Here is a 12,202-nt window from a genome sequence, read left to right on the forward strand (position 1 = left end):
ATAAGAGCCTGCCGCTGGATAGCGGCCCGATGCGTGGCAATAGCGGGGGCAGGCGATGCCTGTTCAGCAGCCCTGCATCGCCAGCTTGCGGCGGCGCACGTTGCCGGCGCGTTGCACCAGCACCAGGGCCAGGCCGGCGGTGGCGATGACGGCGCCGGCGATGGGGACGGCGGCGTAGCCCAGCCCGGCCGAAATCACCGCGCCGCCCGCTGCCGCGCCTACCGCGTTGCCCAGATTGAACGCGCCCACGTTGACCGACGACGCCAGCCCCGGGGCCGCCGTCGCCGCGCGCATCACGCCCATCTGCAAAGGCGGCACCACGGCAAAGGTGGCGATGCCGAAGATCAGCAGGGAAATCGCCGCGCCGATCTGGGTGGAGGCGATCCACGGGAACGCCAGCAAGTCGATGATGACGATCACCAGGAAGGTGATCAGCGTGCCGTCCAGCGAACGGTCGGCCATGCGGCCACCCAGGCCGTTGCCCAGCGTGAAGCCCAGGCCAATCAACACCAGCATGCCGGTAATGAAGCCGGGCGACGCGCCGGTGATCTCGGCCAGCGTGGGCGCAATGTAGGTGTACAGCGTGAACATCGCACCCGCGCCCACCACCGTGGTCAACAGCGCCAACAGCACGACGGGGCTTTTCAGCACGGCCAGTTCATGGCGTACATCCGGGCGGCGTCCGGCTTCGCCCGCCGGCAAGGCGAACCACAGCGACAACATCGCAATCAAGCCCAGCACGGCGGTGGCCGCGAACGACATGCGCCAACCGATCACCTGCCCCAGCCACGTCGCCGCCGGCACCCCGCCCACGTTGGCGATGGTCAGCCCCATGAACATGGTGGCCACCGCGCTGGCCTGCTTGTGGCGCGGCACCACGCTGGCGGCTACCAGCGAGCCCAGCCCGAAGAACGCGCCGTGGTTCAGGCTGGTGACCAGCCGCGCCAGCAGCAGCGTCGTGTAATTGGGTGACAGGGCCGACAGCACGTTGCCGATGGTGAAGATCAACATCAACAAAATCAGCGCCTTGCGCCGCGACCAGCGCGAAAACACCAGCGTCATCAGCGGCGCGCCCACCATCACGCCGATGGCGTAGGCGCTGATCAGCATGCCGGCGCTGGGAATGGACACGCCCACGCCATCGGCGATGACGGGCAACAGGCCCATGGGAGAAAACTCGGTCACGCCAATGCCAAACGCACCGACGGCCAGCGCCAGTAGCGGCAGCCCGGATTTGACCGGTTGATTATCTTGCGGGTTCATGCGAATTCCTTGGAGCACGTCGGAAAGACAGGCGTGCAGTATGACGGCGCCATCCTTGCGGAAAAAGCCGTCTGGCGGGCAAACACTTTTGACTTGGGGTCACAAATCGATCCCCGGGGTGGGGTTCAGGGATGCACAGCCCCGCGCTATGTCAGCCCCAACAGGCGCTCCGTCTCGCGCGCCAGCGCCACCAACCGGGGGCCGATATCCGCCGCGCGCTCACGAAAGGGGCCGTCCCCGGAAGGCACGCCGCAGTTAAAGACGTACGTCAGTGACTGGTACGGCCGCCACAACGGGGCCGCAAACCCATACGCGTCGGGACGCCACTGCACGTTGTTGCCGCAATACCCCTTGCGCTCCAGGTCGCGTGCCGCCGCCGCCAGGCTGGGAAAATGCTCGGCGTAATGGCGCGCGTCGGCCACACGCAGCTGGTTCAGCACCACCGCCCGCTCGGCATCCGGCACGCGGCACAACCACGCCTTGCCCGCCGCGCTGGACAGCAGCGGCAGCGACGCGCCGATATCGGGCCGGGTCTGCAAGGCGTCGTTCGAACGGGCGGTTTCCACGTACACCATTTGCAGGCGGTCGCGCACCACCAGCGACACCGCGCCGCGTGCGTGGTCGGCCAGTTGCTTCATCAGCGGCCGCGCCAGCTGGCGGATCTGCATGCTGGCCAGCAAGGGGTAGCTCAACGCCAGCACCGCCGCGCCCAGCCGGTAGCGCGCGGGCGAGCCCACGCGTTGCAAGAAGCCCAGCTCGACCAGCGTATGCGTCAAGCGCGCCACGGCGCTTTTCGACAGGCCCGTCTGCTGCGCGAAGTCCTTGTTGGCCAGCTCGGGCCGGTCCGCCCGAAAGCAGCCCAGGATATCGATGCCGTGCGCCAGCGTGGTGGCGAAGTCGCGGTCGCGGGCGGGGTCGACGCCGTCCCGGTGTTGGCTGCCGTCCCGGTGTTGGCTGCCGTCCCGACGTGCGGAGCCGTCCCGATGTTGGGAGCCGTCCTGATGTTGGCCGCCGACCCCATGGGGGTCGCGCTTGCGGTCACGGCGGGGCTCGTGGCCACCGTCAAGTTCAACCGGCATCCGAACGCTCCAGCATTTTTTCCACGCGCGCCACCAGCGTCAGCAGACGGGGGGCAATGCGCCGCCGAAGGTCGCCCGCGCGCAATCGCCGCGTCGGCACGCCACAATTAAAGACAAACACCTGGCCATCCACGCGGCGCCGCATCGGCACCGCTACCGCGTGCACGTCCGCGTGCCACTCACCCTCGGCCACGCAATAGCCATGCGCGGCGTAATCCCGCTGCGCCTCTTCCCAGCCGGGTGCATGCCGTTGCCATGCAGCAGGGTCTTGTTCGCGCAGCTGACGCAACAGCGCTTGCGCCTCGGCCGGGTCCGCCTGCGCCAGCCACGCGCGGCCCATTGCGGACGCCAGCAATGGCAGCATGGCGCCGATGTCCGGCCGAAACGCCACCGCGTCATGGCCCCGGCACGTTTCCACATAGACCATGTGCGTGCCGTGATGCATGCCCAGCGACGCCGACCCGCCCGCCGCGTTGGCCAGTCGCGTCATCAGCGGACGCGCCATCTGCCGCAGCTTGATGCTGGCCAGCAAGGGATAACTTAGCGACAGCAGCGCCGTGCCCAAACGGTAGCGGCGCAGGCCGGCGTCATAACGCAGCAGCCCACGCTGCACCAGCGTGTACGTCAGCCGCGAGATCGTGGCTTTGGACAGCCCGGTGCGGTCGGCAAGCTCGCGGTTGCTTAGCGCTGGCTCGCCATGGCGAAAGGTTTGCAGCACCGACAGGCCGTGGGCCAGCGTGGTGGCGAAATCAGGGTCGGGGTGGCGGCCGCCCAAGGGCGTGGTCATGGTCGCATTCCGGGTGGGACGGCGCGCGGACAGGCGCCGGGCAGTGAGGTCGATGATAGTGCAGGCGGCCCCTGCACCGCGGCCTGCGCGCTCATAAAGCGTTCAAGATATCAAAACACTTGTCTCGCATTTCGCGCTGCTTTGCTACCTTGAATTCCGCGTCGCCCGGTGTGAAATATCGGCCCGGCCCACAAAAAACAATTGGAGACAGCCCATGATCAGGGACCCGGAAGGCTTTGCCGCCTTCATCGATTCGCTACGGCGCTTTGTACGGCAGCAATTGGTTCCGCGCGAAGCCGAGGTTGCGCGCCTGGACGCCGTGCCCGACGACCTGGTGCGCGCCATGGCCGCCCAGGGCATGTTCGGCTATTCCATCCCCGAGGCCTACGGCGGCGCGGGCATGAGCACCGAAGAATTGATCCGGGCAGCCATCGAGTTGTCGCAATGCTCGGTCGCGTTTCGCGCCCGGGTCGGCACCAACACCGGCATCGGCTCCGAGGGCCTGGTCGCCGACGGCACCGAACAGCAGAAAGACCGTTACCTGCCCCGCCTAGCGTCCGGTGAGTTGACCGGCTGCTTCGCGCTGACCGAGCCGCAAGCGGGCTCGGACGCCACCGCCTTGCGCACCACCGCCGTGCGCGACGGCGACAGCTACGTGCTGAACGGCGAAAAGTGCTTCATCACCAACGCGCCCATTGCCGGCTTGTTCACCGTCATGGCGCGCACGGACCCCGACGCGCCAGGCGCCAAGGGCATCTCGGCCTTCATTGTCGAGCGGGGCACCCCCGGCCTGACCACCGGCCAGCCTTACGAGAAGATGGGCCAGGCCGGCTCGCCCGTGTCCGCCGTGTACTTCAACGACTGCCGCGTGCCCGCCGCCAACCTGATCGGCGGCCAGGAAGGCATGGGTTTCAAGACCGCCATGAAGGTGCTGAACAAGCAGCGCATTCACCTGGCTGCCTTGTGCATCGGCCCGGCGATTCGCATGCTGGACGACACCCTGCGCTTCGTGGCCGAACGCCAGCAGTTCGGCAAAGCGTTGATGGACTTCCAGCTGATCCAGGCCATGATCGCCGACTGCCAGACCGACATCCAGGCGGCGCTGGCGCTGGTGCTGCAAACCGCGCGCGAACGCGACGCCGGCCAGGACGTGACCATGAACGCGTCGATCTGCAAATACTTCGCGTCGGAAATGTGCGGCCGCGTGGCCGACCGCTGCGTGCAGATGCATGGCGGCTACGGCTACATCGCGGACCAGGGCATTGAACGCTTCTACCGCGACGTGCGGCTGTTTCGCCTGTACGAAGGCACCAGCCAGATCCATCAACTGACCATCGCGCGGCACACGCTGGCGCAGGCCGGCTACACGCCCGGCCGTTAGGTCCGAGCGTTTTAGAGACCGCCGCCACAAGAAGCGCGCGGCCCACAACCCCAAGGAGACTGACATGCTGCACAAGCACCTGCCGAAGTGGATCGGCGCCCTGGCCGCCGCGTTCGCCTGCGCGGCCCTGCCGCCCCAGGCGGCCGCCGCCTACCCCGACAAGCCGATTCGGCTGATCATCCCGTTTGCGCCCGGGGGGTCCACCGACATCCTGGGCCGCCTGCTGGCCGAAGCGCTGCACCCCATCCTGGGCCAGCCGGTCATCGTGGAAAACAAGCCGGGCGCCGGCGGCAATATCGGCGGGGACTTCGTGGCGCGCGCCGCGCCGGACGGCTACACGCTGCTGCTGGCGGCGGCCGGCCCCACCGTCATCAACCCCAGCCTGTACGCCAACATGCCGTTCGACCCCGCCCGGGACCTGACGGCCATCACCTGCATCGAACGCGAACACAACCTGATGGTGGTGACCAAGTCGATGCCCGTCACCACCTTGCAGGAATTCCTGACGTACGCCCGCAACCACCCCGGCAAGCTGTCCTTTGGCTCGCCCGGCAACGGGTCGCCCGCGCAATTGGCGGGCGAATTGCTCAAGCAGAAGGCCGGGCTGCAAGCCGAACACGTGCCCTACAAGGGATCCGGCCCTGCCATCACCGACCTGGTCGCTGGCCACATCGATTTCATGATCGACAACATGCCCGCGCTGCTGCCACAGGTCAAAGCCGGCACGCTGCGCGCGCTGGCCGTACCCAGCGACGCGCGCGCCACCGCCTCGCCGGACGTGCCCACCTTTACCGAAGCGGGCATGCCGGGCTTTGAAGTGATGGCATGGAAGGGCTTGATGTCGCCCGCCAACACCCCACCCGCCGTGGTCGACCGCCTGCATGCCGCCGTCGTGAAGGCGCTGCAAGACCCGCAGTTGCGCGCGCGCTTTCAGGAGCTGGGCGCTGAACCGCTGGGCAGCACACCGGCGGAATTCGCCAAGCAGATCGCCGACGAAACCGTGTGGTGGGGCAAGTTGGTGAAGTCCACCAACACGCGTATCCAGTAAGGCGCTACCAAGGTGCCGGCGTGAGGGTGCCTGCGTGACGATGCCTGCGTGAGGGTGCCCTCACATGCTCGCCTTCACATGCATGCCTTCACATGCTCGCCGTTATTCGCAAGCCACTGCCAAGAGACACAGCCCATGCCCGCCCAGCCCTACGACGACGCCGCGATCCAAGACCTGTGCGAACGGGTCCGCCGCTTCGTCGATGACATCGCCATCCCCGAAGAATCGCCCGCCATCGCCCGCAACGTGGCGGCTCTGGACCAATGCGTGGCGCGCTTGCGCCTCAAGGCGCGGGATGCCGGCCTGTACGCGCCGCAACTGCCCGTCGAATTTGGCGGGCTGGGTCTGGGTTGGCGCGCGCTGGCCCAGGTGTTGGAAGCGGCCGGGCGCGGCTTCTTAGGGCCGGCTGCCCTGAACTGCGCCGCCCCCGACCAACCCAACATGCTGACGCTGCTGCGGCTGGCCACGCCCGCGCAGCGCGAGCGCTATCTGCTGCCGCTGGTGCGCGCCGAACAACGCGCCTGCTTCGCCATGACCGAACCCGCGCCCGGTGCGGGGTCCGACCCGTCGATGCTGCGCACCCGCGCCGCGCGGCGGGGTCAAGGCTGGGTATTGAACGGCCACAAGCAATACATCAGCGGCGGCGTCGGCGCGCACTTCGCGTTGCTGCTGGCGCAGACCGATGCCGGCGCCACGCTTTTCATCGTGCCCGCCGATACCAAGGGCTACCGCGTCATCCGCGACATCGGCATGGTCACCGGCTACCAGATCGGCGGCCACGCCGAGATCGAGTTGCAGGACTGCGAGGTCGGCGACGACGCCGTGCTGGGCGAACCCGGCCGTGGCCTGGAATACGCGCAGCTGCGGCTGGAGCCGGCGCGCCTGTCGCACTGCATGCGCTACATCGGCCGCGCCCGCCGCGCCCTGGAAACCGCGCAAGCCTACGTCAACACGCGCGAGTCTTTTGGATCGCGCCTGGCCGATCTGCAACAGATCCAGGCCATGGTGGCCGATTCACACATCGACCTGCACGCCAGCCGCTTGATGACGCTGGATTGCGCGGGCCGCATGGACGCGGGCTTGTCCGTCAAGCAGCACAGCGCCATGACCAAGGTATTCGTATCCGAAGCCGTCAACCGCGTGGCCGACCGCGCCGTGCAAATGATGGGCGCATCGGGCCTGTCCGACGACACCCCCGTGGCAATGATCTGGCAAGAAATGCGCCCCTTCCGCATCTACGACGGCGCCAACGAACTGCACCGCGCCAGCCTTGCGCGCCGCCTCTTGGCGCGCGGCTGACCCATCCCAGGAGACCCGCATGCCCATCCCCACCATCCAGGCCTACCGACTGCATGGCGGCGCCGACGGCGCGCCCCCGCAAGGACGCTTCGACACCTTGTCGGAAGATGACTTGTCCCCCGGCGATACGCTGATCAAGGTGGCCTACGCCGGCCTGAACTACAAGGACGCGCTGGCGCAGGCCGGACGCGGCAACGTCGTGCGCCAGTACCCCCGCATCGGCGGCATCGACCTGAGCGGCACCGTGGTCCACTCCACCGACCCCGCGCTTGCTCCCGGTCAGGAAGTCGTCGTGCATGGCTTTGGCATCGGCGTGGACTGCGACGGCGGCTATGCGGAATACGCGCGCGTGCCGCATGACTGGGTGCTGCCCTTGCCCGCCGGCATCACACTGCGCGATGCCGCCGTGCTGGGCGCCGCTGGCTTCACCGCCGCGCTGTCCCTGCACTGGATGGAACACTGCGGCCTGGCGCCTGACCAAGGCGAAGTGCTGGTCACCGGCGCCACCGGCGGCGTGGCGGGTATCGCCATCGACATCCTCAGCCAACGCGGGTATCGCGTCTGCGCCATGTCCGGCAAGGCGGATGCCGCCGACTACCTGCGGTCGCTGGGCGCCGCCGAGGTCATGGCCCCGCCCGACCTGTCCGCCCCCATCAAACCCTTGATGAGCGCGCGCTGGGCCGGCGTCATTGATTCCGTGGGCGGCCCCTTGCTGGCCCACGCGCTGGCCAGCGTGCGCCCCGACGGCGTGGTGGCCGCGTTTGGCAACGCGGGCGGCGCGGAGCTGCCCACGTCCGTCATCCCCTTCATCTTGCGCGGCGTGAAGCTGCTGGGCATCAACGCCAACAGCCCCATGCCGCTGCGCCGCGCGCTATGGCAACGGCTGGCCACCGACTACCGCCCGCAGCGCCTGGACCTTACCGCGCGCGTTATCCAACCCCAGGACTTGCCGCAAGCGCTGGCCGCCATGCTCGAACGCGGCAGCACCGGCCGCAGCGTCGTGCGCTTTTCCTGAACCTACTCGCCCGCAAATCATGACTACGCATTCCGACCCCACCCTGTCCCGCCTGTTCACCCCGCGCAGCATCGCCATCGTGGGCGCGTCCGCCACCCCCGGCAAGATCGGCGCCATGCCGGTCAGCCTGCTGCGTCAGCATGGTTACGACGGCCGCATCCTGCCCATCAACCCGCGCGCCGATAGCATCCAGGGCTTGCCCGCCGCGCCCGACCTGGCCGCGCTGAATACCGACGTGGACCTCGTCATCCTGGCCGTGCCCGCCGCGCACGCCGCCCAGGCGCTACAAAGCGCGCGCCCCGGTCAGGTTGGCGGCGCGGTCGTATTCACGTCAGGCTTTTCGGAAACGGGCGCGGAAGGCGTCGCCATGCAAGAGGCGCTATGCGCCATCGCGCGCGAGCGCGGCATCCGCCTGCTGGGGCCCAACTGCCTGGGCTACATGAACGTGCGCCACAAGGTCTACGCCACGTTCTCGCCCGCGCCCGCCAACGGCGCCGTGGCGTTGGGCGGCATCGGCATGGTGTCGCAAAGCGGCGCGTTCGGCGCCTATGCCTATTGCATGGCGCGCGAACGCGGACTCGGCCTGTCGCACTGGATCAGCACCGGCAACGAAGCCGACATCGACGTGGCCGACTGCATCAACTGGCTGGCGCACGACGCCGACACGCGGGTCATCATGGCTTACATGGAAGGCTGCCGCGACGGCGCCAAGCTGCGCGGTGCACTGGCCGCCGCGCGCGACGCCGGCAAGCCCGTGGTCGTCACCAAGATCGGCCGCACCCAGGCCGGCGCGCAGGCCGCTGCGTCACACACCGCCGCGCTGGCGGGCGATGACGCCGTCTACGACGCGCTGTTTCGCCAATACGGCGCGCTGCGCGCCCGCAGCATCGAAGACTTCTTCAACCTGGGCTATGCGCTGGACACCTGGCAGCAACGCCCCCAAGGCAAGCGCCTGGGCATCTTCACGATATCCGGCGGCGTTGGCGCCTTGATGGCGGACGAGGCCGAGGAAGCCGGCCTGTCGCTACCCGAGCCCGACGCGGCCGCGCAAGCCCGGCTGCTGGAACGCGTGGCCTTCGCTGGCCCGCGCAACCCGGTCGACGTCACCGGCCAGGTGGTGTCCGAGCCCGGCCTGCTGCTGGCCACCGCCGACGACATGCTGGCCGACGGCCGCTACGATGCGCTGGCGGTCTTCCTGGCCGCCGCCGGGTCGTCGGAAGCCTTGTGGCCCACCTTCGAGACCTTTGCCCGCGAGATGCGCGCCCGCCACCCCGACGTGCCGCTGGCCTTCTGCGCGCTGTTCCCGCCTGAGCGCCGCCGCGAACTTGAACGCCTGGGCACGCTGGTGTTCGAAGACCCCAGCGCCGCGATACGGACGATAGGCGCGGTGGCGGGGTTAGCTGCGGCGTCGGGGGCCACGTCGGATGCCGCGTCGGATGGAAGCAAGACTGGAAGCACGAACAGCAGCACGAATGGAAGCACGACAGGAACCACGAGCGGCAACACTGACGGCATCTCCAACGCCGGCCCGAATGCCCACGCCTCCGTGCCGTCTGTTAATGCAAGCACCGCGCCGCTGCGCGACACCTATAACGAAGTGCAGGCGATGGACGTCCTGCGCCAAGCCGGCCTGCCCGTGCCCGACTGCACGCTTGCCACCGACGCCGACACCGCCGTGGCCGCCGCTGCCCGCGCAGCCGGCCCCGTGGTCTTGAAAGTGGTGTCGCCCGACATCCTGCACAAAAGCGATGTAGGCGGCGTGAAGCTCAACCTGTCGGGCGAAGACGCCGTGCGCCACGGCCACGCCGCCATCCTGGACAGCGTACGCACGCACTGCCCCACTGCCCGCATCGACGGCGTGCTGGTCGCGCCCATGGCGCCCAAAGGCGTGGAGTGCATCGTGGGCGTGCACAGCGACCCGGTCTTCGGCCCCGTCGTCATGTTCGGCCTGGGCGGCGTCTTCGTCGAAGTACTGAAAGACGTCAGCTTCCGCCTGGCGCCCTTTGACCACGCCCAGGCTTTGTCGATGATCCGCGAAATCAAGGGCTACGCGCTCCTGCAAGGCGCACGCGGCGCACCGCCTTGCGACATCAATGCGTTGGCAAATGCCTTGGTGGCGCTGTCGCGTTTCGCGGATGCGCGCCGGGACGATTTCAGTTCCGTGGAGATCAACCCCTTGTTGGCGCTGCCGGATGGGCAGGGGGTGCTGGCCTTGGATGCGGTGCTTATTCCCAGCGCTGGGCGGTCATGACAATCTTGGGCGCTTGGGCACGACCTGCACTTGCAGCCCAAGCAGACATGAAGGCCTCCAAAATTACCGATCGGGAATATTCATTTCGCCCGCAGCCTCGCGCAATGAAAAAGAGGGCGCCTTAAGTTCAGGCGCCCTCTCATCCCACCACCCCGCCGCTTACTTCAGCAGCAAGGCATTCAAGCGCTTCACAAACGCGGCCGGGTCGGCAATTTGTGCGCCTTCAGCCAGCAGGGCCTGATCCAGCAGCAGACGCGCCCACTGATCAAACTCCCCATCTTCAGCCGCACGAATGCGCGCCAGCAGCGGGTGTTCCGGGTTGATTTCCAGCACCGGCTTCACGTTCGGCGCTTCCTGGCCGGCGGCCTTCAGCATGCGCAGCAAGTGCGGGCTGAGTTCGTTTTGGCCCACCACCACGCACGCCGGCGAATCCACCAGACGCAGCGTGACGCGCACTTCCTTCACCTGATCTTCCAGCGTCTTTTGCAGGCGCTCGACCAAGGGCTTGAAGTCTTCAGCCACTTCGGCTTGATGCTTCTTTTCTTCTTCGTCGGCCAGCTCGGCCAGGTCCAGCCCGCCCTTGGCGACCGACACCAGCGACTTGCCGTCGAATTCGCGCAGGTACGACAGCATCCATTCGTCAACGCGGTCCGACAGCAGCAGCACTTCGATGCCCTTCTTGCGGAAGATCTCCAGATGCGGGCTGTTGCTGGCGGCGGCGAAGGTGTCGGCCGTGACGTAGTAGATCTTGTCCTGGCCTTCCTTCATGCGCGACACGTAGTCGGCAAACGACACCGTCTGCGCCGGCTCGCCCGAATGCGTGGACGCAAAGCGCATCAGCTTGGCGATGCGCTCCAGGTTGGCGGAATCTTCGCCCGCGCCTTCCTTCAGCACCTGGCCAAATTCCGTCCAGAACGTGGCGTAGTCTTCCGGCTTGTTCTCGGCCAGGTCTTCCAGCAGCGACAGAATGCGCTTGGCCGACCCTTCACGAATGGCGCGCACGTCGCGGCTTTCTTGCAGGATTTCGCGCGACACGTTCAGGGGCAGGTCGGCGGAATCGATCACGCCGCGCACAAAGCGCAGGTACGACGGCAGCAGCTGGTCAGCGTCATCCATGATGAACACGCGCTTGACGTACAGCTTCACGCCGTGGCGGCCGTCGCGGTCCCACATGTCCATGGGCGCGTGCTTGGGCACATACAGCAACTGCGTGTATTCGCTGCGGCCTTCCACGCGGTTGTGCGTCCACGCCAACGGGTCGTCGTAGTCGTGCGACACCGTCTTGTAGAACTCGCGGTACTGCTCTTCAGTAACTTCCGACTTGCTGCGGGCCCACAGCGCATTGGCCTGGTTCACCGTTTCCAGTTCTTCGGTCTTGACCTGCTCGCCCTTTTCCTGGTCCCACTCTTCCTTGGCCATGCGGATCGGCAAGGAGATGTGGTCGGAATAGCGGCGCAAGATTTCGCGCAGCTTCCAGCCGTTCAGGAATTCATCTTCGTCGGCGCGCAGGTGCAAGGTCACGTCGGTGCCGCGCGTGGCCTTCTCGGCGGCGGCAATCGTGAACTCGCCCTGGCCGTCGGATTCCCACTGGATTGCGTCCGTGGCGCCGGCGCGGCGGCTGACCACGGTGACCTTGTCGGCCACGATGAACGACGAGTAAAAGCCCACGCCGAATTGGCCGATCAGCTGCGCGTCTTTTTGCTTGTCGCCCGTCAGCTGGGAAAAGAATTCCCGCGTGCCGGAGCGCGCGATGGTGCCCAGGTTGGCGACGGCTTCGTCGCGCGACAGGCCAATCCCGTTATCCGAGATGGTGATGGTGCGGGCAGCCTTGTCGTAGCTGACCGTGATGGCCAGCTCGCCATTGCCTTCCAGCAATTCGGGCTGGTCGATGGCTTCAAAACGCAGCTTGTCGCAGGCGTCCGAGGCGTTCGACACCAGCTCGCGCAGGAAAATTTCCTTGTTGCTGTACAGCGAATGGATCATCAGGTGCAGCAGTTGCTTCACCTCGGCCTGGAACCCCAGGGTTTCGGACGTGGAAGACGTGGCGGTTTGGCTCATGGTTCTACGTGAAGTAAAAAA

The 12,202-nt window shown here is 67.1% G+C and carries 9 protein-coding genes; 5 read left to right on the forward strand and 4 right to left on the reverse strand.

Going from position 1 to position 12,202, the window contains the following annotated elements; genetic code table 11:
* Positions 1 to 63: 63 nt before the first annotated feature.
* The 3 genes from AC6LJY_RS10665 to AC6LJY_RS10675 form a co-directional block, all read right to left on the reverse strand.
* Positions 64 to 1,263 carry an MFS transporter gene (locus AC6LJY_RS10665; protein WP_046806688.1) on the reverse strand — a complete coding sequence of 400 codons (1,200 nt, stop codon included), beginning with the start codon at positions 1,261 to 1,263 and terminating at the stop codon, positions 64 to 66.
* Between the two features lie 146 nt (positions 1,264 to 1,409).
* Positions 1,410 to 2,342 carry an IclR family transcriptional regulator gene (locus AC6LJY_RS10670; protein ID WP_498135898.1) on the reverse strand — a complete coding sequence of 311 codons (933 nt, stop codon included), beginning with the start codon at positions 2,340 to 2,342 and terminating at the stop codon, positions 1,410 to 1,412.
* Entirely contained in the window at positions 2,332 to 3,129 is a 798-nt protein-coding gene (locus AC6LJY_RS10675; protein WP_120157057.1) for an IclR family transcriptional regulator, read from the reverse strand. The genes AC6LJY_RS10670 and AC6LJY_RS10675 overlap by 11 nt, the downstream gene beginning before the upstream one ends.
* A 214-nt stretch (positions 3,130 to 3,343) precedes the next feature.
* Here AC6LJY_RS10675 and AC6LJY_RS10680 point away from each other — a divergent pair, with 214 nt between their 5' ends.
* From AC6LJY_RS10680 to AC6LJY_RS10700, 5 genes are all read left to right on the forward strand, one after another.
* Complete coding sequence (locus AC6LJY_RS10680; protein WP_104141791.1) at positions 3,344 to 4,510, forward strand: acyl-CoA dehydrogenase family protein; 1,167 nt, start codon at positions 3,344 to 3,346, stop codon at positions 4,508 to 4,510.
* A gap of 64 nt (positions 4,511 to 4,574) precedes the next feature.
* Positions 4,575 to 5,558 (forward strand): Bug family tripartite tricarboxylate transporter substrate binding protein, encoded by a 984-nt coding sequence (locus AC6LJY_RS10685; protein WP_219991203.1) that lies wholly within the window; start codon positions 4,575 to 4,577, stop codon positions 5,556 to 5,558.
* Between the two features lie 135 nt (positions 5,559 to 5,693).
* Positions 5,694 to 6,857, forward strand: coding sequence for an acyl-CoA dehydrogenase family protein (locus AC6LJY_RS10690; RefSeq protein ID WP_498135899.1), 1,164 nt, complete (start codon positions 5,694 to 5,696; stop codon positions 6,855 to 6,857).
* Positions 6,858 to 6,876: 19 nt separating this feature from the next.
* Positions 6,877 to 7,872, forward strand: coding sequence for an acrylyl-CoA reductase family protein (locus tag AC6LJY_RS10695; RefSeq protein ID WP_314355466.1), 996 nt, complete (start codon positions 6,877 to 6,879; stop codon positions 7,870 to 7,872).
* Between the two features lie 19 nt (positions 7,873 to 7,891).
* A complete protein-coding gene (locus AC6LJY_RS10700; protein ID WP_498135900.1) occupies positions 7,892 to 10,123 on the forward strand; it encodes an acetate--CoA ligase family protein in 2,232 nt (743 codons plus the stop codon).
* Between the two features lie 159 nt (positions 10,124 to 10,282).
* On the opposite strand, the gene htpG is transcribed toward AC6LJY_RS10700, so the two are convergent.
* Entirely contained in the window at positions 10,283 to 12,181 is a 1,899-nt protein-coding gene (gene htpG, locus AC6LJY_RS10705; RefSeq protein ID WP_498135901.1) for a molecular chaperone HtpG, read from the reverse strand.
* Positions 12,182 to 12,202: the final 21 nt, after the last annotated feature.

This window comes from Achromobacter sp. RT286_PF (assembly GCF_059760425.1).

Coding starts and splice junctions, on each gene's coding strand:
- AC6LJY_RS10665 (WP_046806688.1), bottom strand. CDS start 1,263: ATGAACCCGCAAGATAATCAACCGGTCAAATCCGGGCTGCCGCTACTG.
- AC6LJY_RS10670 (WP_498135898.1), bottom strand. CDS start 2,342: ATGCCGGTTGAACTTGACGGTGGCCACGAGCCCCGCCGTGACCGCAAG.
- AC6LJY_RS10675 (WP_120157057.1), bottom strand. CDS start 3,129: ATGACCACGCCCTTGGGCGGCCGCCACCCCGACCCTGATTTCGCCACC.
- AC6LJY_RS10680 (WP_104141791.1), top strand. CDS start 3,344: ATGATCAGGGACCCGGAAGGCTTTGCCGCCTTCATCGATTCGCTACGG.
- AC6LJY_RS10685 (WP_219991203.1), top strand. CDS start 4,575: ATGCTGCACAAGCACCTGCCGAAGTGGATCGGCGCCCTGGCCGCCGCG.
- AC6LJY_RS10690 (WP_498135899.1), top strand. CDS start 5,694: ATGCCCGCCCAGCCCTACGACGACGCCGCGATCCAAGACCTGTGCGAA.
- AC6LJY_RS10695 (WP_314355466.1), top strand. CDS start 6,877: ATGCCCATCCCCACCATCCAGGCCTACCGACTGCATGGCGGCGCCGAC.
- AC6LJY_RS10700 (WP_498135900.1), top strand. CDS start 7,892: ATGACTACGCATTCCGACCCCACCCTGTCCCGCCTGTTCACCCCGCGC.
- htpG (WP_498135901.1), bottom strand. CDS start 12,181: ATGAGCCAAACCGCCACGTCTTCCACGTCCGAAACCCTGGGGTTCCAG.